24 protein-coding genes and 1 pseudogene are annotated in these 21,387 nt (G+C 63.1%); 11 read left to right on the top strand and 14 right to left on the bottom strand.

The features are described 5' to 3' along the window. Positions 1–20: 20 nt before the first annotated feature. The 3 genes from WBP06_RS19160 to WBP06_RS19150 all read right to left on the bottom strand — a co-directional run bounded on the left by WBP06_RS19160 (position 21) and on the right by WBP06_RS19150 (position 2,264). Entirely contained in the window at positions 21–611 is a 591-nt protein-coding gene (locus tag WBP06_RS19160) for a glutathione binding-like protein (protein WP_395336206.1), read from the bottom strand. A 179-nt stretch (positions 612–790) separates the two neighbouring features. Then, the gene (locus tag WBP06_RS19155) at positions 791–1,246 is read right to left on the bottom strand and encodes a pyridoxamine 5'-phosphate oxidase family protein (RefSeq protein ID WP_395336204.1); all 456 of its coding nucleotides are present in this window, start codon (positions 1,244–1,246) and stop codon (positions 791–793) included. Positions 1,247–1,370: 124 nt separating this feature from the next. Further along, positions 1,371–2,264, bottom strand: coding sequence for a LysR family transcriptional regulator (locus WBP06_RS19150; RefSeq protein WP_395336202.1), 894 nt, complete (start codon positions 2,262–2,264; stop codon positions 1,371–1,373). A gap of 76 nt (positions 2,265–2,340) precedes the next feature. Here WBP06_RS19150 and WBP06_RS19145 point away from each other — a divergent pair, with 76 nt between their 5' ends. The 4 genes from WBP06_RS19145 (at position 2,341) to WBP06_RS19130 (ending at position 5,065) form a co-directional block, all read left to right on the top strand. Then, the gene (locus WBP06_RS19145; RefSeq protein ID WP_395336200.1) at positions 2,341–2,949 is read left to right on the top strand and encodes a pyridoxamine 5'-phosphate oxidase family protein; all 609 of its coding nucleotides are present in this window, start codon (positions 2,341–2,343) and stop codon (positions 2,947–2,949) included. Further along, positions 2,946–3,356 carry a VOC family protein gene (locus WBP06_RS19140; RefSeq protein WP_395336198.1) on the top strand — a complete coding sequence of 137 codons (411 nt, stop codon included), beginning with the start codon at positions 2,946–2,948 and terminating at the stop codon, positions 3,354–3,356. The genes WBP06_RS19145 and WBP06_RS19140 overlap by 4 nt, the downstream gene beginning before the upstream one ends. 19 nt (positions 3,357–3,375) lie before the next feature. Next, positions 3,376–3,840, top strand: coding sequence for a DUF1348 family protein (locus WBP06_RS19135; protein ID WP_395337520.1), 465 nt, complete (start codon positions 3,376–3,378; stop codon positions 3,838–3,840). A 109-nt stretch (positions 3,841–3,949) separates the two neighbouring features. Further along, positions 3,950–5,065 carry a LysR family transcriptional regulator gene (locus WBP06_RS19130; RefSeq protein WP_395336196.1) on the top strand — a complete coding sequence of 372 codons (1,116 nt, stop codon included), beginning with the start codon at positions 3,950–3,952 and terminating at the stop codon, positions 5,063–5,065. Positions 5,066–5,071: 6 nt separating this feature from the next. Here WBP06_RS19130 and rclC read toward each other — a convergent pair whose 3' ends face one another. Then, complete coding sequence (gene rclC, locus WBP06_RS19125) at positions 5,072–5,689, bottom strand: reactive chlorine resistance membrane protein RclC (protein ID WP_395336194.1); 618 nt, start codon at positions 5,687–5,689, stop codon at positions 5,072–5,074. Between the two features lie 22 nt (positions 5,690–5,711). Then, entirely contained in the window at positions 5,712–6,047 is a 336-nt protein-coding gene (locus WBP06_RS19120; RefSeq protein WP_395336192.1) for a carboxymuconolactone decarboxylase family protein, read from the bottom strand. A 134-nt stretch (positions 6,048–6,181) separates the two neighbouring features. Here WBP06_RS19120 and WBP06_RS19115 point away from each other — a divergent pair, with 134 nt between their 5' ends. Then, on the top strand, positions 6,182–7,084 hold the full coding sequence (locus tag WBP06_RS19115; protein ID WP_395336190.1) for an AraC family transcriptional regulator: 903 nt from the start codon (positions 6,182–6,184) through the stop codon (positions 7,082–7,084). A 51-nt stretch (positions 7,085–7,135) separates the two neighbouring features. Here WBP06_RS19115 and WBP06_RS19110 read toward each other — a convergent pair whose 3' ends face one another. Both WBP06_RS19110 and WBP06_RS19105 read right to left on the bottom strand, forming a co-directional pair. Next, positions 7,136–7,765, bottom strand: a complete 630-nt coding sequence (locus WBP06_RS19110) for a zinc-binding dehydrogenase (protein WP_395337519.1) — start codon at positions 7,763–7,765, stop codon at positions 7,136–7,138. A gap of 72 nt (positions 7,766–7,837) precedes the next feature. Then, positions 7,838–8,116 (bottom strand): annotated as a pseudogene (locus tag WBP06_RS19105) (alcohol dehydrogenase catalytic domain-containing protein); the annotation flags it as partial. Positions 8,117–8,489: 373 nt separating this feature from the next. On the opposite strand from WBP06_RS19105, the gene WBP06_RS19100 reads away from it, so the two are divergent. After that, the gene (locus WBP06_RS19100) at positions 8,490–11,072 is read left to right on the top strand and encodes a TonB-dependent receptor (protein ID WP_395336188.1); all 2,583 of its coding nucleotides are present in this window, start codon (positions 8,490–8,492) and stop codon (positions 11,070–11,072) included. A 286-nt stretch (positions 11,073–11,358) separates the two neighbouring features. Continuing rightward, positions 11,359–11,589, top strand: coding sequence for a hypothetical protein (locus tag WBP06_RS19095; protein ID WP_395336186.1), 231 nt, complete (start codon positions 11,359–11,361; stop codon positions 11,587–11,589). A 55-nt stretch (positions 11,590–11,644) separates the two neighbouring features. Here WBP06_RS19095 and WBP06_RS19090 read toward each other — a convergent pair whose 3' ends face one another. The 3 genes from WBP06_RS19090 to WBP06_RS19080 are packed head-to-tail and all read right to left on the bottom strand — an operon-like array spanning position 11,645 to position 13,635. Then, complete coding sequence (locus WBP06_RS19090; protein ID WP_395336184.1) at positions 11,645–11,986, bottom strand: cupin domain-containing protein; 342 nt, start codon at positions 11,984–11,986, stop codon at positions 11,645–11,647. A gap of 24 nt (positions 11,987–12,010) precedes the next feature. Continuing rightward, positions 12,011–12,604: an NUDIX domain-containing protein gene (locus tag WBP06_RS19085; protein WP_395336182.1), complete on the bottom strand. Its 594-nt coding sequence runs from the start codon at positions 12,602–12,604 to the stop codon at positions 12,011–12,013. 56 nt (positions 12,605–12,660) lie between these two features. Further along, positions 12,661–13,635, bottom strand: coding sequence for a threonine/serine dehydratase (locus WBP06_RS19080; RefSeq protein ID WP_395336180.1), 975 nt, complete (start codon positions 13,633–13,635; stop codon positions 12,661–12,663). 51 nt (positions 13,636–13,686) lie between these two features. Between WBP06_RS19080 and WBP06_RS19075 the strand changes: the two genes are divergently transcribed. Next, complete coding sequence (locus WBP06_RS19075) at positions 13,687–14,016, top strand: ArsR/SmtB family transcription factor (protein ID WP_395336178.1); 330 nt, start codon at positions 13,687–13,689, stop codon at positions 14,014–14,016. Between the two features lie 86 nt (positions 14,017–14,102). Here WBP06_RS19075 and WBP06_RS19070 read toward each other — a convergent pair whose 3' ends face one another. Next, a complete protein-coding gene (locus WBP06_RS19070; protein WP_395336176.1) occupies positions 14,103–14,864 on the bottom strand; it encodes a class I SAM-dependent methyltransferase in 762 nt (253 codons plus the stop codon). 254 nt (positions 14,865–15,118) lie between these two features. Between WBP06_RS19070 and WBP06_RS19065 the strand changes: the two genes are divergently transcribed. The 3 genes from WBP06_RS19065 (at position 15,119) to WBP06_RS19055 (ending at position 17,672) form a co-directional block, all read left to right on the top strand. Further along, positions 15,119–15,577 carry a nuclear transport factor 2 family protein gene (locus tag WBP06_RS19065; RefSeq protein ID WP_395336174.1) on the top strand — a complete coding sequence of 153 codons (459 nt, stop codon included), beginning with the start codon at positions 15,119–15,121 and terminating at the stop codon, positions 15,575–15,577. Positions 15,578–15,627: 50 nt separating this feature from the next. Continuing rightward, entirely contained in the window at positions 15,628–16,635 is a 1,008-nt protein-coding gene (locus WBP06_RS19060; protein ID WP_395336172.1) for a hypothetical protein, read from the top strand. Between the two features lie 140 nt (positions 16,636–16,775). Next, positions 16,776–17,672 carry a formyl transferase gene (locus tag WBP06_RS19055; protein WP_395336170.1) on the top strand — a complete coding sequence of 299 codons (897 nt, stop codon included), beginning with the start codon at positions 16,776–16,778 and terminating at the stop codon, positions 17,670–17,672. Here the strand turns inward: WBP06_RS19055 and WBP06_RS19050 are convergent. From WBP06_RS19050 to WBP06_RS19040, 3 genes are read right to left on the bottom strand one after another with little or no spacing between them, the layout of a single operon-like run. After that, positions 17,638–18,738 carry a glycosyltransferase family 4 protein gene (locus tag WBP06_RS19050; protein WP_395336168.1) on the bottom strand — a complete coding sequence of 367 codons (1,101 nt, stop codon included), beginning with the start codon at positions 18,736–18,738 and terminating at the stop codon, positions 17,638–17,640. The two genes, WBP06_RS19055 and WBP06_RS19050, sit on opposite strands and share 35 nt — an antisense overlap. Further along, positions 18,735–20,117, bottom strand: coding sequence for a lipopolysaccharide biosynthesis protein (locus WBP06_RS19045; RefSeq protein WP_395336167.1), 1,383 nt, complete (start codon positions 20,115–20,117; stop codon positions 18,735–18,737). Before WBP06_RS19045 ends, WBP06_RS19050 begins: the two co-directional genes overlap by 4 nt. Next, positions 20,114–21,307, bottom strand: a complete 1,194-nt coding sequence (locus tag WBP06_RS19040; RefSeq protein ID WP_395336165.1) for a hypothetical protein — start codon at positions 21,305–21,307, stop codon at positions 20,114–20,116. The genes WBP06_RS19045 and WBP06_RS19040 overlap by 4 nt, the downstream gene beginning before the upstream one ends. Positions 21,308–21,387: the final 80 nt, after the last annotated feature.

Below are 21,387 nucleotides of genomic sequence, written 5' to 3'. Positions count from 1 at the left end.
AGGCAGCGGATCAGCGCCGCTCAACCCAGCCCTTCATCGGCCAAGGCCTTGCGAATGCCTTCCCGGGCGGAAAGCCGTCCGTAATAGGCGGAAAGGTTGGGCGGCAGATCCACCCCTGCCTTGGTCTGGGCCCACAGCAACATCACGAAGAGATAGCAGTCCGCGACGGTGAAACTGTCGCCCACCGCAAAGCGCTGCTTGGCAAGCCTGTCGTCGAAAAGCGCGAAACGCCTGGAAAGCGCCTCTCGCGCCCGCGCCTTGTCATCTTCGGACGCACCGCTGAAGAACGGCTTGAAGCCCTTGTGCAATTCCGTGGACATATAGGCGAGTGCTTCCAGCACCCTGAATTTGCCCATTTCGCCCGGAAGCCCAAGATCGCGCGCCTGCTCTGCGATATAGCTGAGGATCGCGACGTTCTCGGTCAGCACGGACCCATCGTCCAGCCCAAGAACCGGCACGTAGCCCTTGGGATTGATCGCGTTGAAATCGCCGCCGTCTTCGGTGGTCTTCGCCTTCAGGTCGACATTGATCGCCTCGAAAGGCAACCCGCCTTCGATAAGCGCGATATGGTCGGCAAGGCTGCAGGCACCCGGTGAGTAGTAGAGCTTCATCGGTCTCTCCCTAGCTTATCTGCTGGCTGTCCCGTTGCTGCGATTTTCGTTCGGCCCCGGCCTCCATTGGCCGAAGCTTGCTTACCGGCGTGGCAACAACGGCGATCGGCCCTTCTTGCCCGCGAACTTTCGCCATAGGCAACCGACCGACTGGCGCGCGGTTCCCGATCGCGGCAAGGTCAGGCGAGCGATCCGCCGGCGCCGGGAAGGGCAACCTCTCCCTCGTCCTCGCCATCCCAGTAATGCGCCCGCTCGCCAGCCACCTGGATCAGCACGATCCCGGGCGTATCGATGCCTTGCGGCCACCAGCGCTCCAGCCCTTTGGTCCAGTGCTCGGCAAAGCGGGTCTTGTCGCGCACCAGCATCGCACGGCCCTCCACCGCCAGGAAGAACGGCCGCATACCCAGCAAACCGGACTTGCCCTGATAGCTCAGGGTCACGCGGGGATCGGCATCGATATCCGACACCATCAGCGCGGAATCGTTGGCGAAGAACCAGGCCTCCCCATCATAATCGACCTCCCGATTGTTGCTCATCGGCCTTGCCGCGATGGCACCGCCGGCGGTGTGGGTGGCGAGCATCGCGAAATCGATGTCCTTCATCTTTTCCGAAATCTGCTCGATCGTCATCGTCATGGCATCCTCCTTGATCGTTGCCCTGACGAAACGCCCGAGCCGGCGATTTCGCTCACCCCGTGTCGATCGGTCCACGCGGCGCCGGCGCCCGGTTCATCGCAAAGTCGCACGCTTTCATCCACTCTCAGTTCCAGGCTTTCTGCCTGGCCCGCTCGCGCATGGCGTCGATGAAGGCGCGAACAGAGGGCATCGCCGCGCGGCCGGCATCGTAGAGCAGATTCACCGGCATCGGCGGCGGTGCATGGTCTGCCAGCACCCGGACCAGACGCCCGGCGGCAATGGCCTCGGCCGACTGATAGCTCAGCACATTGGCCAGCCCCAGCCCGCCTTCGGCCGCCTCGATCGCCGCATCGACGGTGTTGACGGTCAGTCGAGGGACGACTTCGACCCCGGCATCGCCCTTCCCGCCGAACGGCCAGACGCTGCCCACCCGCACGCCGCTTCCCACGATGCAGTTGTGGCCCTTCAGATCGCCCGGCGACAGCGGAATGCCGCGGTCCGCCAGATAGGCCGGACTGGCCACGATCGTCTGCTGCACCGATCCGATCGCCACGACGCGCAGCGCGCTGTCCACAAGCGCGCCGATCCGGACGGCCACGTCGATCCCTTCTTCGATGATGCGCACGTTCCGGTCCAACAGCATCATGCGCGCAGTCAGCCCATCATGCTGCGCCAGCAGCGCACCGACCACCGGCATCACATGCATCCGCCCGAACATCACCGGCGCAGTGATGTAAAGCTGACCGCGCGGCGCGGACCGACCGCCCATGGCCACCTGCTCCGCCTCGCGCAGATCGGCGAGTATCCTGCGCGCACGGTCGAGAAACGCCGCGCCTTCGTCGGTCAGCGACACCGCGCGGGTCGATCGGTGGAACAAGGTCACGCCCAGGTGCCGTTCAAGTGCCGCTACGGCACGGGTAACGACGGGTGGAGAAACCCCCAGAGCCCGCGCCGCCGCCGCAAAACCGCGCCGATCGGCAACCGTGACGAAAGCGGTCAAAGTCTCGAACCGGTCCATTATTCTCCAAACGGTAATAGTGAACGCCGATCGGCGCGAATTATCATTCCAATGGCAATATATTAAATCCACGGACATGGCACAGACATTCCTCCACACCATGTTCGGTCCCGGCTCCCGCGCCTTGCAGGAAGCTGTCGGATCGCGCTCTTCCTACGCACGGATGGAAGCCCAGGCGGGCGAGATGGACGTCCTCACCGAACGGGAACTGGATTTCATCGCCGCGCGCGACAGTTTCTACATGGCCAGCATCAGCGAGGACGGTTGGCCATATATCCAGCATCGCGGCGGCCCGGCCGGATTTCTGCGCCGGATTTCCGGAAACCGCCTGGGATTTGCCGACTATCGGGGCAACCGGCAGTACCTTTCGACCGCGAACCTTGCCGCCGACGATCGGGTGTCGCTGTTCCTGATGGACTATCCCGCCCGGCGCCGCCTCAAGATGATAGGCCACGCCCGCACCAGCAACGACCCGGCCGACATCGCCGCGCTGATGGCGTCGGACTACGATGCCGAGCCCGAGCGCGCCTTCCTGTTCGACATCGTCGGGTTCGACTGGAACTGCCCCCAACACATCACTCCGCGCTTTACCGAGGCGCAGATCGCGCTGGCCACCCGCCCCCTGCTGGACGAGCTTGCCCGGCTGCGCGCCCGCGTCTCCGAACTGGAAGGAATGCAATCATGACCGATAAACTGACTTGCGGCGTCCATCACGTGGGCCTGACCGTCCCCGATCTGGAGCAGGCGCGCAGTTTCTTCTGCGATGTGCTGGGCTTCGAGGTTGTCGGCGGCGTGCCGGACTATCCCTCGGTCTTCGTATCGGACGGCAAGGTGCTGCTGACCCTCTGGCGCGCAGCCGATCCGATGACCGCGCGCGCTTTCGATCGCCGTGCCAATATCGGGCTGCATCATCTGTCGCTGGCCGTTGCGAACAATGATGCCCTGGAAGAAGCATGGAAGAGGGTAAGCGCCCATCCGGAGGTCATTGTCGACGTCGCGCCCAGCCCTATCCTCCCGGGATCGTCGACACGTCACTTCCTGGTATTCATCCCCGGTGGCATCCGTCTGGAATTGACCACGCCCTTTGCCTGACGCTGAAAGGACAGACCCGATGTCTCGACCACCGCTGCCGCCATTCACCCAGGAGTCCGCCCTCCAGAAAGTGCGCGCCGCCGAAGACGGCTGGAATACCCGCGATCCATCGCGCGTGGCGCTTGCCTATACGCCGGACAGCGTGTGGCGAAACCGCTCGGAATTCCTGCAAGGACGCGACGCGATTGTCGCCTTCCTCACCGGCAAATGGCAGCGCGAGCATGAGTATCGGCTGGTGAAGGGCCTGTGGGTTCATGACGGCAACCGGATTGCGGTGCGCTTTGCCTACGAATGGCATGATGACGGCGGGAATTGGTTCCGTTCCTATGGAAACGAGAATTGGGAATTTGCCGCCGACGGGCTGATGGCGCGCCGGATCGCAAGCATCAACGATGTGGCGATCGCGGAAAGCGAGCGGCTGCTTCGCTGGCCGCTCGGTCCACGACCGCAAGACCACCCGGAACTGGAGGAATTGGGGCTCTGAGCGCGATCTCTCTTCACACGGGAAGAAATCCGCTGCTCACGCTGTTCTGAAGCCTTCGCGTTCATGTGTTCGGGCATATGTTCGGGACACGCGGTTTGGGTCTGCCCCAATGTTGCCAACCACCCAGGCCGCGCCCGTCCAGCACCCCATTCTCAACTTCGATCGCGCCGCAACGACCGCCAGAATACGCATCTGCAACCGCTATCGGCCTTTCCCCCGCGAATCCCGTCCCACTGCATCGGATCGATGGCTCCAAGATTTTGGTTTGCCGCATTTTCCTCTAGCCTTGGCAGCGAAGGTTTCGCGAAAGGGCACGCACATGGATCGGCTGGATTCAATCAGAACCCTGCTCGCAGCTGTTGACGGCGGCAGCATGTCCGCGGCCGGCCGCGCGTTGAACATGCCGCTTCCCACGGTGAGCAGGAAGATTTCGGATCTCGAAGAACATCTCGGCGCGAAGCTGCTTGTTCGCTCTACCCGCGGCCTCCGCCTCACCGATGCCGGCGCCGGTTTCGTGACCGCGGCGCGCAGCGCTCTCGACCAACTGGCCGAAGCCGAGCGTGCCGCTGCGGGTGAATACGCGGTACCTCGCGGCGAACTTGTCGTCACCGCGCCGGTGATGCTGGGGCGTATGCACGTTCTTCCGGTGATTGCCGAATTCCTTGCCGCTCATCCGCAAGTCGACATTCGCCTTGTGCTGGCAGATCGACATGCCCATCTGATCGACGAGCATGTCGACGTTGCGGTCCGCATCGGCGCTTTGCCGGACAGCACGATGATGGCCACGCGGATTGGAGAGGTCCGTCCGGTGATATGCGCCAGCCCTTCACTGCTTGCGCAACTGGGCGAACCCGAACGGCCCGATGCGCTGCCGGAATACCCCTGCATTGCTTATGAAGGGCCGGGCGCGGATTTGTTCTGGAATTTCCGCGATGGCGGATACAGCCACGCGAAGCGTCAGCCCGCCCGCAGACGCCTGACCGTGACTAGCACCGACGCTGCGATCGACGCTGCGATAACCGGGATCGGCCTGGTCAGCGTGCTTTCCTACCAGGCGATGCCCGCTATCCGGGAAGGCCGGTTGCAGGTGGTTCTCGAGAAATTCGAGACGACACCGATCCCGGTCCACATTGTGCATCCCGGGCAGGGGTTGGTCCCTGCCAAAACGCGCACCTTCATAGATTTCGCATCAGGCCGATTACGCCAGTTGCTTGCCAGGGCTTGAGGATCGTCATCGCGCGGCACTTCGATCTTGCGGGCCCGTAATTCCAGTTGCAGGGGCTGGCAGTAGCTTTCGAGCGGTGTCGACCAGGATCAGCCACGCGCCGGCCATGATCGCCACGTCCTTGAGCACCAGTCTGCCGGCCCCAGACAGGAACGGGAATCCGTGCTGCGCATCGCCCAAAGCCGGAACCCAGGCTTCCGGTGTCGTCACAAGGAATGAAAGCGTCACGAATGTCGTCGCCAGCGCAAGCGCTGCCCCGAGGAATCCGGCCCGGCGCGAGACGAGACCGGCCATGACAAGTCCGCCGATAAGCAATTCGACCATCCCTAGCCTCGTCGAAAAGCCATAGGTGTCGTTCCGAAGCTGCCAGGCCCTTTCCACGGGCTTCAATTCTCCCTCATGGGTCATGTGCAACTTGTAGTCTTCAGGATGCGCATAGAAGAACGACATCGCCGGACTGTTTGCGACGAAGGGCGTGATGCTATCCGCCTCGTAAGGCACGAATTTCAGCGCGCCGATCCAGAGGAAGATGACAGCGATGGCGATCTTCATCGCGGTGATGCCGAGATTCCCCGAGCGGGGCTGGGCAATTGCACCCAGCCCCCGATTGATTGTCTGGTTCATGGCGCTTTTCCTACCGACAGCGTCAGGCGTCGGTGCCGAAAGCGTCCAGCGTGCGGACCGAATAGACGAGCGCGGCACCCGCATTGATGCTGATGGCGACGCCGAGTGCCTCGGCAATTTCCTCGCGGCTGATGCCCAGCTTACGCGCGGCGGCGGTATGCACGGCGATACAGCCATCGCAGCGCAGCGAAACCGCGGCCGCCAAGGCAATCAGTTCGCGGGTGCGCTCGTCAAGGTGGCCGGTCTTTGCGCCAGCACCGCCCAGTGCCATGTAACCGCGTACGGTTTCGGGGCTGAGCTTGCCGAGATCGCCGACACCGGCGATGAGTTCGTTACGATATGTATTCCAGTCGAGCATGGGATGGACCTCCATTGGTTGATGAGCGAGATTTAGAGCCGTTCCCAAACCTTCGGGATGGCCGCACGGCGCAGCGCGATGGCCGCGCGGATCAATCGACGACGGCCGGGGCGGATCGGCTTGATGCAGATGCGTTGAGCGCGCTGGCGCCGCTACTCCGCGTGCGGCCAATGCTGGAGGACTTGTGCCATTTCGGCGGGGACTGGGCCGCCCCCCATGCCGCCGACCCGGCAGGCTGGGCGCAATTCCACCTCGTCTTGCGCGGGACGTGCACGATCGAACGCGACGGCGTTCCCCCGATCGTGATGGCCGCCGGCGACATCCTGCTTCTGCCCCGCGGCGATGCCCATGTCGTGCGCGCCCGGTTGGGCGGGGCACGCGGCGCGAACCGGATCGCGGTGGAATATCGAAGCGCTATCCGCTTCAAGACGAATGTCGATGGGCCCGCCGACACAGAGCTTGTCTGCGGGCGATTGGAATTCGAGGCCGCCAGCGAAGCCTTGGTCACGGGGATCTTGCCGCCCACCATAGTGCTGCGCGCCAACGACTGGCCCAATCGAACTCTGCTGGACACTCTGCTCGCCGCCATCCGCGACGAACTGGATGGCGGAGCGCCGGGGGCAATCGCGATAGCGACCGATCTCGGTAGTGCGCTCTTCGTGATGCTAATCCGTACCCACCTGGCCACGGAAGGAACAAATTCGCAGACGATGCGCCTGTTTGCACGACCGGCAACGCGGCGTGTCGCGCTTGCGATGCTGCGCGGGCCGGCGACGGAATGGACTTTGGATGCCCTGGTGCAAATCGCGGCGATGTCCCGCGCGACGCTGGTTCGCGCATTTCGCGACGCCGCCGGCATGGCGCCACTGGAGTTTCTGACCGATCTGCGCCTTGGCCTTGCACGTCAGCGACTGGCCAGATCAAACGATCCCATCGCCATCATCGCTGCTGACGTGGGATACCGGTCCGAAGCGACCTTCAGCCGCGCATTCCTTCGCAAATACGGCTTACGCCCTGGGGCGTTGCGCGGCCGTTGAACGGTCACGCAACGCCCCAGGGCGCAGTGGCGGGATATTTGGAAAAAGATCTCAGGCGATGATGTCGACAACGACCTTGCCGCGTGTTGAGCCCAAGCGCACGGCCGCATGTGCGGCGTCTACTGTTGCAAGGTCATAATGTTCCGCGACCAGTTCCGGACGAAGCTTGCCAGCCTCCACCAAAGCCGCAACGCGCCCCAGGATGGCCCCGTGCGCCTGGCGACGGCGGCCCGTCAGCAGGGGCGCCAGCGTGAACACGCCGGAATAGGAGCCTCCCTTGAAAGAGAGCGGAGCAAGCGCATGCGTGCCCCAACCGAGGGCGCTGGCCACATGGCCGAACTCGCGCACGGCGACGAACGAAGCGTCGAGAGCGGCACCGCCCGCCGTATCGAACACGAAATCGAACCCTTCGCCGTCGGTGTGTTCAGCGACGGCATCGGCAATCGGCGCGTGCCGATCGATAAACGTCGCGCCAAGCCGTTCAATCAGCGCGCGGCTTTCGGTGCTGCCGGTCGCATAGACCGACGCGCCGAAGCTGCGAGCCAGCTGCACCGCGACATGGCCCACGCCGCCGGCGCCACCCTGTATCAGAACGGTCGATCCGGGCGAGATACGCATACGGTCGACCAGCCCTTCCCAGGCCGTGATGGATATGAGCGGCAGTGCGGCCGCCTCCCGCATCGAGAGATTTGCAGGCTTGTGAGCCAGAAGATCGGCATCGACAGCGGCATATTCAGCCAACGTGCCCTGGATACCGCCGACGCCACCAACCATCCCAAACACTTCATCACCGACCTGAAACCTCGCGACGCCGGGGCCGACAGCCTCCACCGTGCCGGCAAGATCGAGGCCCAGAACGGCAGGAAGCGGATGACGGGCGTGCGCGGCGGCGGCATCATGGATTTTGGTATCGAGCGGATTGACACCACTTGCCGCGATACGAACCAGCACTTCGCCAGGCCCAGGAACCGGAACCGGTTGCGTACGGATTTCAAATGCTGCGCCAGGCGCCACGGCCACTGCTGCTTGCATGATCTGCGTCATAAATCCTCCAGATGTCATCCAGCAGCCAATCGCCGGATTGCGTGAAGAGGTTTACCATTTCCGAATTTTGGGAGTTATAGCCGAAACGGTAATGGTTATTTGCAAATTTCGGAATTTTGATAATCAAGCATCCGGGCCTTGCTGGCTCGCTCTCCCGGAACGCGCGTCTTGAAGTGCCTATGCAACCGGCATGACTTCGCCGCCATCGCGCCGGATTGTCTGCCGCACGACGAAATATTTCACGACTTTTGCCTGTGAAATCAAATCGCAATCAAAGTTAAGTCAAACCGCCACAGTGCTTGGCTACCGACCGTGCCGCACGGTGAACGCACCGCTCGCAAGGTTTGGGGAACGCAATCACATGACGGCAATTCGATCGGCGGCCAAGGCCGCGCGCTGGGCTATGCTCGCTGGCACCGCGCTTACTCTGTGCTCCGCGACGCAAGCGATGGCTGCCGAGGCCGCTGCCGACGAAGCCACTCCTGCGGACAGCAATGCCGTCGATGGCAACGGTTCGATCATCGTCACCGGCGCTAAATCGACACGATCGGCCACGGCGCTCTCCGACGTCGAAATCCAGAAGATCCTGCCCGGCGTTTCGCCCCTGAAGGCGATCCAGACCCTGCCCGGCGTCCTCTACATCACCGCCGATCCCTGGGGAAATAACGAACAGAACGCGCAGATGTTCATTCATGGGTTTGCCAGCAACCAGCTCGGCTACACCATGGACGGCATCCCCCTGGGCGATCAAAGCTATGGCAACTACAACGGCCTTTCGCCGCAGCGCGCCGTCATTTCGGAGAACGTGGCGCGCGTTGTCGTAGCCACCGGCGCCGGTGACCTGGCAACGCCTTCGAACAGCAACCTTGGCGGTACGGTAGAGACTTTCTCCTCCGACCCGCAGAAAGAGTTCGGCGTCCGCGCCGCCCAGACCGTGGGCAGCTACAGCACATCGCGGACGTATGTGCGCATCGATAGCGGTGACATCGGCGGCGGGAATTCGGCGTATATCTCCGGCGTACGCCAAAGAGCCCGCGCCTGGGACTTCAACGGTATCCAGAAGGGCTGGCAGGCCAACGCGAAATTCGTGCACGACAGCGATGCCGGCAAGCTGACGCTCTATTTCGACTATAACGACATGACGCAGCCGAACGAGGACGCCACTGTCTTCTACAAGCCGTCCGCCGGCGGCACCGCCACCCCGGCGCAGCTCTATACGCCTTACACCAAGCCGTTCTTCTATCCCGACTTCGATGGTTACCGCACGGACTACCTGACTCCGCTCGGGAACACGCCGGCAGCCGAAGGCAGCAACTATCGCAATTACTATTCCGACGCGCAGCGTACCGACTATCTCGGCTATGCGCGCTACGATGCCCGTCTGACCGACAAGATCACCTGGTCGACCACGGGTTACTACCACCACAATGATGGCGCCGGCGTCGTCGCCGGACCGCTCGGCCAGTCGATCACCACGGCGCAGGCCTATCTCGATCCCAACTATGCGAACCTGCCTGCCAATTGCCGCTTTGCCGCCAATGGCAACGGGATCCGTCCGTCCGCCTGTACGGCCCTGACCGCGGCTCAGGCCGCTGCCTCGGGTGCCGCACTGGTGGCTGCCACCGGCGGTTCCGGGATGATCACCCGCACCACCGAATATCGCATCGATCGCGTCGGCGTGATCTCGGCAGCAAGCATCGAACTGGCCAACCACAAGATCGAATTCGGCGGCTGGTTCGAACACAACAGCACCACGCAATGGCGCCGCTGGTATGCCGTGCCGGTTTCCGATCCTTCGCTGAGCACCCCCTACGTCCGCCCCCGTGATGTCATGGATCCGCTGTTCACCCAGTATCAGGGCGAGGCGCGGATCAAGCAGTTGCAGCTCCATATCCAGGACACCTGGCAGGTGACCGACCAGTTGCTCGTCCAGGGCGGCGTCAAGACCAGCGCCCAGTGGGCAAACGGGTGGTACCCGGTACAGCCGCGCGTCGGCTCGCTGGGCGGCACGACGGCGCTCCCCGAAGGCAAGATCAACACCAGGAACTGGTTCCTGCCCGCGTTCGGCGCGACCTATGACTTCAACGGGCATGAGCAGGTCTACTTCAACGTCCAGAAGAACCTGCGTCAGTATCAGGCCTATCTTGCCGGCGGAGGCGGCCCGTGGTTCACTGGCAGCCAGGCGGCATTCGACGCCTTCGCCGATGAGGGCAAACCGGAGACGAGCTGGACTTACGAGGCCGGCCTGCGCACGAACCGCACGTTTTCCAATGGCCTGGCGATCCAGGCGCAGATCAACTACTACCACGTCGACTTCAGCAACCGCCTGCTGGCAATCCCCACCAACCCGGGTGGCATTGCGGGAAGCGGCATCACCGGCGGCACCTCGACGCTGGTGAACGTCGGGGACGTGAAAACCAATGGCGTCGACGCCGCCATCACGTTGAGCGTCGGGCGGACCTTCTCGCTCTACAATGCCGTCTCCTACAATCTCTCCAAATACCAGAACGACTATACCTCCACGGCACTGGGCATTGGCGCGGCCACGGACACCTGCATTGGCGGCTACGTTGTCACCGGCGGTATCGTGCCGACTTGCGGCAAACAGTTGCCCGGTACGCCCAAGTGGATGAACAAGACCGTCGCAACGCTGAACGTGGGCCCGATCGAAGTCCAGGCGATCGGCGATTACGTCGGTAGCCGGTTCGCCACATTCACCAACGATGCCAGTGTCTCTTCCTACTTCCTCACCTCGCTGCGCGTCGCCGGACGGGTGCCTGAGGGTGTCTTGCCGCTGCAAAAGGTGGAACTTGCCCTCAACGTGACCAACCTCACCGACAAGAAGGGTGTTTCGACGCTTTCGATCGGATCGGCCACGAACAGCTATTCGGCCTATCCCATTGCCCCTCGTCAGTGGTTTCTGACGTTGTCGGCGGCGTATTGAGCAACGAAGTATAAGCAAAAACAATGAGCGGCGGCGCAATCCCATTCTGCGCCGCCGCACGCCCTGACATGCTGCGCGGGAACACGGTGAAATCGACGCAGCAAGCCCGGTAACGCAAAATCGCCCTGTGACCGGATCGGGGCTTCGAGTTCTACGCCACCCAGTGCGATCAGATCAGACTTGCGCTTTGTCGCTCCGCGGCTGATCCTCGAACCCTTCCTTTGATCCATCAAGCCACGTGCGAAGCTCTGCTTGATTACCCACCGACAACGGCTAAGCGATGGGCATGACGGCATCCGACCTCGAACTTCTGCTTATCGCCCGCCTTATCCGGGAGAGAGGCGGCACGTCGCAGACATGGCGGCGGGCGCTTGGCAAGGTCATCGTGCGCGACACGAAGACGCATGCTCATTGCAATTGGGATGTCAGGCTTGGTGGCACCGATACGCAGCGCGCTGCGATCGAACGACTGCTCGACGACGTGCGACTGGAATATTCGATCGTGGAAGCCGGTTGAGCCCCCAACAGGAAGCGGCCGCCGGGAGAGCCGCCACTTAGACGACAAACCGGGGTCAGCTCAGATTCGTCCGATCACCGCGCGTCGAAGGGCTTGAGGTCACGAGGAAGCGGACTTCGGCCGAACTGTCGTTGCGCGCCTGGTGAACCTTGCCTGGGACTACCTCTATGCCCGACATGGCGGGCAAGACGTGCCTTTGCCCTTCGATCTCCATCACCAGTTCGCCCGCCAAGACATAGAAGAACTGGCGAGCACGCGTGTGGAAATGCCGCGTCTCGGCGGTTCCGGAGGGCATGCGTTCTTCGATGACCATCATCTCCGGCGACGGTGCGAGTATCCATCCATCGCAGTCCGCACCCCACGTGTAGTGCTCCGAATTTGCAGCGTTTCTGATCAATTGCAGGGTTTCCGATATGCAGGACTATTCTTGCGCAGGCTTGGGTGCGCGCGTGAGGGCAAGGTGTTGGAGCAGGACGACAGTCTTCGCATCGCAGATTTCGCCGCGACCAATCATGTGCAGGGCATCGTCGAATGGCACGTGCAGCACCTCGATGTCCTCCCCTTCCTCGATCTTGCCGCCGCCCTGCCCCATCCGGTCCGAAGCGGAATAGGTGCCGACGAAGAAGGCCAGATACTCGGTCACCGATCCGGGGCTCATGTAGAGGTCGTACAGGTGAGTGAGCCTGTCGATCCGATAGCCTGTCTCTTCTATCAATTCCGCTCGCATCCGCTCGGCCGCTTCGGCACCGTCGAGCAATCCGGCCGGCGTTTCGACGAGCGCGGCAGCACCACCGTTCAGGTAGACCGGCAACCGGAATTGCCGCGTCAGCAGAACGGTATCGTTGACGGGATCGTGCAACAGGCACGTGGCGCCGTTGCCGCGATCGTAGACTTCCCGCGCCTGCCGTTGGCGGTTGCCGTCGCGGCGCAGGAGGTCGAAATCATACTTCGTAAGCTTGCCCCAATCGTCGGAAAGTACGCGGCTGTTCAAGATGCTGATCGTGTCTGCGGACACCCGTCCTATCCTTTCGCTGTCCATGCCGTTTCGCGAAAACGCGATAAACCAAAATTTTAGAGCAGCGCGCGATAGCGCTGGCCAGAGACGTTGCCGCCCGTCACGACTGCCACGACGTTGCGGCCCGCAAGTTGCGCCGCGTAGCGGCCGATGCCGGCCACGGCAGCGATGCCGGATGGTTCGACGACCTGCCGATGATGATCGAGCATCCAGCCCATGGCCGCCGCGATCTCTGCATCCGATACCGGCAGAACCCGATCCACCAGATCGCGCACAATCGGCCATGTCATGGTTTCGGGCTCGATCGGTCCGCTGATGCCCTCGGCAATGGAAGTGGACAGGTCGACGGCAACCGGAACGCCGGCCTCGCGCCAGCGAATGAAGGTGGGGCTTGCCTCGCTCTGTATGCCCCATATCTCGATTTCGGGATTGATCGCCTTCGCCACCATCGCGATCCCGGAGGCGAGTCCGCCGCCGCCAAGGCAGACCAGAATGACTTCGGCGTCGATCCACTCGGCCAGGATTTCGAGGCCGACCGTGCCGCCGCCGGCAATCATGAAGGGGTTGTTATAGGCCGAGACGAAGGTTGCGCCGGTTTCTGCCGCCATCGCCGTTGCCGCCTGCCGTGCCTTTTCGACGTCGGGGAAAAATGCAATCGCCGCGCCGCTTGCCTTCATCGCCGCGATCTTCATCGGGTCCGCCGTTTCCGGCAGGCAGATCGTCACCGGCACGCCCGCCGCCTGCCCGGCATGGGCAAGCGCCAGACCGTGATTGCCGGCGGTCGGTGCGATCACACCGCTTTCGCGCTGGCTTTCGCTCAGGTTCGCAATGACATTGCTCGCGCCGCGCAGCTTGAAGCTGCCGGTGACCTGCTGGTTTTCGAGTTTGAGCCGGACCTTCGCACCAGAAGCGGACGACAGCGCGGGGGCGTGCTCCAGCGGGGTGCTGCGGATCAGCGGGCCGATGCATTCCGCGGCCTTGAAAACATCTTTCGCCGAGACGCTGCGATCGGCCCTTTTGTTCTTGTCCATGATGCCCTACCAAGATCACATAGCCACAAGGCTATATAGAGGTTTGGCTATATGGATTCGTCACGCTCGTCAACGGCGGACTTGCTGCGCGCCCTGGGAAACGAACATCGGCTCACAATCCTGGACTGGTTATCGGATCCACGATCGCATTTTCCCGAGCAGCGGGACGGCGATTTGGTGGAGGATGGTGTCTGCGTCGGCTTCATCACAGACAAGATCGGCCTCAGCCAGCCAACGGTGACCAATCACCTGCAATACCTCTCAAAAGTCGGAATCGTGACTTCCAAGCGCATCAAGAACTGGGCCTTCTACAAGCTTGTGCCGGGCCGGATCGAAGATGCAAGATCCGCACTGGCTGGATTCAGCAGGTCGACTTCCTGAGCCTCTGGCTACGGACGGTTTGCCGCGTTTTTCGAATCATCCGGTGTCCACCTGATTGGAAAACGCCCCAGCCTGCGGAATGACGGTCACACCGCACGATAGGCATACATGCTGGTCTCATAGGGAAAGGCGATCTCGCGGTGTCCCATGAGTTCGGGGGTCCGCGCGATCAAATCCCGCACCTCGCGCTCGACATCGGCGCGTTCTTCGGAAGGCAAGCCCGCGATAAAGCTGACGGACATCGTGCGCTTCAGCACAACCTGTTCGGCCGTCCCGACATGCGCGTTTCGGACGTGCCGTTCGTCCACCAGTTCGAAGCCCGGCGCCGGGAAGGCATTTCGCCAGGCGCCTGTGCGATAGCGCGGGGTGTCGCCCTCACGCCGATCGGTAATCTCCGACAGGGTCGCGACCCAGGGCACGTTTTCGTCGCGGCCATTCCAGATAAGGCCCAGCACGCCGGCCGGCTTCAGCACGCGCCGCATCTCCGCCACGGCCTCGGGGGTGGCGAACCAATGGAAGGCCTGGGCGCAGACGACAGCGTCCACCGAAGCGTCGGCCAGCGGAATTGCGTCCGCGCTGCCCGCAAGCGCCATGACGTCCGGAAAGGCGCTCTGCAACTGCTCTCGCATCTCGGCAATCGGCTCGACCGCGATGATATCGCCGCCCGCAGCCTGCAGCGTGGGAACGAATTTCCCGGTGCCAGCGCCGACTTCCAGAATGCGAGCGCCCGGCCGGACACCGATGACGTCGCGAAGCCAATCCACGGCTTCGGGAGGATAGCCCGGGCGGCCGACGACATAATCGCTTGCGCCCCGGTGATAGCCTTTCGACTGCTCATGAACCTGCAAGATCCGAACTCCGGCAACAGTGGAATGCGCAAGACGGCACCCTACCCCTGATGGCGACTGCAAGCCACCGCCAGGACACCCGCACACCCCGATCTGCACCGCTGCGATCCGCGATTGACCTTGGCGGAAGACGGGCCGCCTTTGTCTGACCTGAAGCGGCGCCCATGCCGATCTTGCTTGATAGGTCCGTCAGCCTTCGGCGATCCCACCTGTGCGAGGAAGCTTCTTGCAGGATTCCGGCTTTGGAGGGTGAATTGGACAGGCTTGGGCAGCTTGAAGCAATCGCGGAAATCCGCAATCTCAAAGCCAAGTACTTTCGCTTCATGGACTGCAAGCTGTGGGATGAGCTTCCCTCCGTCTTCACGGAAGATATGCGGGTCGTAACGCCCGAAGGCGCAATTTATTCCGAAGGCGCCCATTACGCCGCAAGCTTGCGGCACAGCCTGGAAGCATCCATTTCGTGCCATCAGGGCCTGACAAGCGAGATCGAAATCCTGGATGCGGATAGCGCCAAAGGGGTCTGGGCCATGCAGGACCTGATCACCTGGCACGACCGACATCCCAGGCAAGGGTGGAAAAGCATCGTCGGCCAAGGGCACTATCACGAGACCTACAAGCGGGAACACGGTGCCTGGCGCATTGATACGCTGACCCTGACCCGGCTGCGATTGGACATAGAGTGGCCGGCTGACGATCCACGATCGCAGCCGTGATTTGAGAGGCCCAGCCCCTTCCCTCAAAGTTTCACGACGCCGTCGGCACTGTGGAGGCTGGCGCGTCTTGTGCCCGCCGGTCGGGTGGGCTCCCCCAATTCGAACCGTCGGAGAAGACCATGGCTGAATTACCGCGCGCGGACTGCTTCGCTGGTGATCGCACAGACAATCCTTACTGGAACGAGAACGTCTGGTTTTCGCTGTCGATTCCCGAGAAGCGCCTGCACGGGATCATTCAATACTGCTTCCGCCACAATATGGGCCTTCAGATCGGCGGACCGATCTTCTGGACGCCTTCAGGACGCTATCAATGGAATTGTCTCCATTACGATTGGAGCCACCTTCAGGCGATCCCCGACGATGCCGCCAAATACGATGTGACCTTGCGCAACTCCCTTTCGATCAAGGTCCTGGAGCCAATGCAGCGCTATCGGATCACATACGACAAGGATGGCACGACCATGGATCTGCTGTGGGAGGCCATAGCTCCTGCCCACCTGATGGAAAGCGATGATCCGACGCAGCAAGCGGCCGCGGCATTCCACTACGAACAGCCGGGGCGCATGCGCGGAACCATACGCTGCAAGGAAGAGACGCTGGCGGTCGATTGCTGGTCGATGCGTGACGGATCCTCTGGGCCGTACGACACCGAAATCTGGCCGACCGGCGGGTACTTCTGGGGGATAGGCGAAGGGGCGAGTTTTCTTGCGCTTTGCATCGGCAGTGCCCGCGAGGCGGCCACCGTGGGCGGCTTCCTGATGTTCGACGACGTCGCATCCTCCATCGCGGCAGGGAGGCGCACAGTGCTTGAATACGGCGAACACGGCCCCTCACATGTGCTGTTCGAGGCGACAGACAAGCTCGGTCGCTCCATCAAGGCAACAGGCCGGATCGATCCCGGCCTGATCTTCACGGGCTATACCGACCACACCGTAATCTGGTCCCTTCTCGAATGGGAGGTCGCGGGCAAACCCTTCTGGGGTGACAATCAGGAGTTCTATTCCGCCAAAACCTTGCGCCAGATTGCGCGCGGCGAAATCCGGCTCGGCGAAGCCTGAGTGATCAGATGATGATGAGCAAGCGACAAGTCGACTGGTCTGGGCCGTGAAGAGGGGCAAGCGGGATGCCGCGCGCCCTCTCACCCCGTGCTGTCGCGATGTGGCGGTTGCCAAGGGCAACCACCGGGCTATGACGGCGCATGCCCCGGCGGAAGGACATCTGGCACTGCGGAATCGTGCGGCGCCCCATCGAACGCGTGCTTGCTGGCGACTACGGCGCGCAAGACGTGGTCTGGTTCCCGCGTGAGCCGGAATTCACCTTCCTGGCAGATCCGTTCGGGCATGACGATGGCACGCATCTGCACGTCTTCGCCGAACAATACGATTACCGCACCCGCCACGGCGTCATCGAACGGCTGACCTTCGATCGCGGCCACAGCCTCGTCGATCGACGACTGGTGCTGAAAGAGCCTTGGCACTTGTCCTACCCGCAGGTCTTTCGCGGCGAGGGAGAGGTCTGGATGCTGCCCGAAGCACATCGTTCCGGCGGCCTTACCCTCTATCGCGGCGATGCCACGCTGGATCGCTGGACGCCCGAATGCCGCATCGAACTGGACAGCGTGCCGGTCGACGCTTCGATACTGCATCATGACGGCCGCTGGTGGCTGTTCTATTCCTCTGGCGAAAACCGCGCGACCAAGCTGGGATCGCTGCGCGTGGCCTGGGCGGAGCGGCTTGCCGGCCCGTGGACTGCGCTTCCCGGCAATCCCGTGCGCCTGGATCGCCAATCCGCGCGGCCCGGCGGAACGCCGGTGGTGATCGACGGCCGGATCATGCTGCCGACGCAGGACTGTTCGTCTACCTACGGCGGCGCGATCCGTCCCTTGTGGATCACGCGGCTGGATACCACCGGGTTCACGGCGGAGGCGGGCGACCCACTGGCCCTTCCGCCAAGCGCACCGCGCGGATGTGAGGGGATGCACACGCTGTCGGCCTGTGGTGATGTGACCTTGTTCGATGTGAAGACGATCGACCGATCGTTCTCCGGCCTCCTGCTCGAACTCAGGCGGATGCTCGGGCGATACGCTCAAGAATAGCGGTTCCGGTCTGTGCGAACCGCTGCTGGGAGAATTTCTCCAGCATGTCGCCCCGCGCCACCCGACCCATTTCGGCAAGGCGATGCGGGTTGCTCAGCGCGTGATGCAGGCACTCGGCAAGCGTAGCGGGACTATCGGGCGAGCAGAGCCATCCGCTTTCGAACGGCCGGATCGAATGCTGCAGTTCACCCACGCGAGAGGCGATAACGGGCAGCGCAGCGGTCAATGCCTCATGCGCGGCGATGCAGAACCCTTCGGAGCGTGAGGGCTGCAGATAGAGATGGCGGGTGCCCAGGAACCGTCGCGGATCCTCGACATATCCGGGAAAGACGACCTGGCTCACCCCGGCTTGCCGCGCCAGCGCTTCCAACCTGTCCCGCTCGTCGCCCTCCCCGGCGATATCGACGCGCCAAGGGACGGCGGGAGCGGTAAAGCCATTGCGCTGCAACCGGGAAAGCGCATCGATCAGAACGTCGTACCCTTTCACCGGGTGCAGACGACCCAGGCTGCCCATGCGCAGGGTCTCACCCGGCTGCCACGGACGCGCGATCGGCATCCGGGGATCCACCGCGTAGATCGGCCAGGTTGCCAGTCGGCGTTGCGGCACCCCCAACCTTGCCGAGGCGAACTGCGCGACCGTACCGGAATCCGCCACCCACAGCGTGGCGCGCCCCTGCATCAGACGCAGCAACCGCTGGTTCCAGGGCTTGAGAAAGGCCGCATGTTGCCACGAGATCACCGGCAGCCCCAGCATCGGCCCTGCGGCCAGCCCCAGCAGGGTTGCCCGGCTCAACGACGTCCAGATATGCGTCGCCTTCCAGGCCCGCACTTCGCGGACCAGCCATCGCAGCGCCGCCGCGTGATCGCGCAGCCCACCATCGCGAACGCTGGGATCGAGCCCCGCCTCCTCCATGGCAGGCAGCGCCCGCCCGTCGCGGCGGGTCAGCGCGAAGACGCGCACTTCGGCGCCGGCCTCTTCCAGAACCCGCGCGATCGAGGGTACCGGCAGCGCGGCGCCGCCACCCTCCACGGAGTTGATCACATAAGCGATGCGCATCGGTTTCATCGCGCGAGACTGCTGCGCCAAACCAGGAAGACGAGCAGGCCGCTGGCAAAGACCGCCTGCCCCAAGGCCTGAATGCCCGCGCCCATCAGCCCGAAACGGACCAGCAGCCAGGGCATGGCGGACAGGCACATGAAGCTGGCCACAAGGTTCGCCATCATCGAGCGTCCCGGATGCCCGAGCGCGGAAATCGCCGAGCTGCACGGCGGGCCGATCAACGCGATCGCACGCGCCAGCACCAGCACGATCATGACGGTGGCCGCCTCGGTATAGGCCTTGCCCGCCAGCAGGTGCAGGATCTGGTGCGGGAACAGCGCCACCACCAGTACCACGGGCGTTGCCGCAACCAGGCTGATGACCACGATCTTGCGCAGGATCTTGCGAAGCGCCTGGCCGCCGCGCCCTTCGGCAACGATATGCGCCAGCTCCGCATAGGCCGTATTGCCCAGGATCTGCGCGGGTTGCGCGATGATCACGGTCGCCCGCTGGGCCACCGAATAGAGCCCGGCCATCGCCGGGCCCAGTACCCAGCCCACCACCAGCGGCGCCGCCCGGCCAGCCAGTTCGCTAAGCGTGATGTCGGCGTTGCTGGCGACAAGGAAGCGCCAGATGCCAGGGTTTTCGCGGGCCACATCCCCCGGATCCGGGCTCCAGAGTGCGGAACCCAAGTTGCGCGCCGCCAGCCAGATGCCCATCGCCCAGAGCACCGCGAACTCGGCCAGAGCGGCGATCAGCCACGCCAGCAAGAAGGATCGGATGCCCCAACCGCAGGCGATGACGATCAGCGCACCGCCAAGGCGAACCAGCGGCTGCACCAGATTATGCAGGCCCAGTAGGTCGAAACGGCCGCACAATTGCAGATATCCGGCCGGAGTGGATCGCACCGAACCCAGCACGGCCAGGGCGTAGAAAGGCGCAAAGGCCATGGCCTTGGGCGGCCAGTCCAGATGCGGGCCCACCAGCGGAACCAGCAGCACCGCCGCCACGATCGCCAGCAGGCCGCCGATCAGTTCCACTTTGGCACCGAAGCGCAGCAGGCGGCCCAGCCGATGCCGCTCATCCTGCCGCTGCGCTTCCGCGCCGTAGCGGACGATGGCCTGCCAGGACGGGAATTCGATGATCCCGCACACGGTCGTGACATAGGCATGGACCAGCACGAGCACGCCGTATTCGGTCGGCCCCAGGAACCGCGTCGCCAGCAGCAGATAGGCCAGGCTGATCAGCCCTGCCCCGGCTTTCCCGCCCATGACCATGCCGAGCGAGGTGAAGATGCGGCCCACGTTCCGGCGCGAGCCTTGCGCGCGTTGCTGTGCGGGTTCCGGCTGGTCCGGCTTTGTCTTGCGGTTCTGATAACGGGCAGCAAACACTGTATTCTGCCTCATGCCGCGGCAAGCGTCCGCGTTGTTACCATGCCGGATCGACGCTCCACGAAGGCGGCGATGGCCTCCGCCGCGCGAACCGAAGATGGCGTCGTAGTCAGATCGAAGCTGCGTGCAAACAGATCTTCCTGCACCTGCCGATAATGCCGCGCATGCAACGCGCCCGCACGTTCGATGGCCGCCGGCAGTTCGTCGGGACTGCCAATCACTTCTCCCGCGTTCCAGTGGAGGAAGTTCGGATCGTTGCGCCACGCATGTCCGTGGCTGTTGAGGAATATGCAGGGTCGTGGCCGCAGCAGGAATTCATAGATCTGGCTGCTGGCGTCGCCCAGATAGATATCGGCCGCCAGCGTATAGCTCATGTCCGTGGAGGCGCGACTGCCGAGGTCGATCTTGATGTTTTCGCCGCGCAGGAAGCGCGGCGGAATGGCGCCCGGCTTGTCGATCCGCAGCCGGTCGATAGTGAAGACAAGGTCGCGCTGGAACAGCATGACGTGCGGCGCGAACAGCAGGCCGACCTTCTGGTCGCCCAGGAAATGTTCGAAGACGTCATGCCCGTGCCGGTACCACGACGACAAGTGCGGCGAGCAATGTGGATTGTAGAGGACGACCTTTTCGGCCGCCGGCAGAAACCGCTTGGGTTCCCTGTCCCGCACGACATCGAACTTGGGATAACCCACCACGCTGATGCGGGCGGGATCCAGCCCCGCCTCCGCCACCAGCCTGTCCCTGATCTTGCCGCCCGAACAAAGCACGTGATCGAAACCGGCGCTGGCCTTGTCGAAGCCGATGGCGCGATCCCCGGCACCGTGGCGGGTGTGAATGAAGGCCAGATTGGTCAGCCCATAGCGCTTGCGCAGGATGAGCGAGGTCTTCTCGGCAACGACCAGCACGTCAAGACTGCGAAAAAAACCGAGATTATCACGATATATGAGAAGCTTGGCAGCTGGAACCACTTTTCCCAGAACGGCATCCATGCTGCGCGACAGCGCCGATGGAGCCAGTTCGACGTGCTGGATCGTCGTGCCGATATGCGCCCCGCCCAGCCTGCGCACTTCCTGCGCCAGCGCCGGTGTCGTCGTCGCGACGATCAGGTCACCGGGATACCCCCGCTCCGCCATTGCCAAGGCGATCGGCAGGCTGTGGGCGACCTGGTGAATCTGGTCGTGGTTGAAGAGAAATCCGATGCGCATGATGCATGGACTCCATGCCCCGACAATACCCACACCTGGGGCCGCCATTTTTATTGGCGCCTTCGTGTCGACACTGTGCC

Source organism: Novosphingobium mississippiense (assembly GCF_044029535.1).
Taxonomy (GTDB): Bacteria; Pseudomonadota; Alphaproteobacteria; order Sphingomonadales; family Sphingomonadaceae; genus Novosphingobium.
The sequence above is the reverse complement of the archived record's forward strand: the minus strand, read 5'-3'. Positions and strand labels throughout refer to the sequence as shown.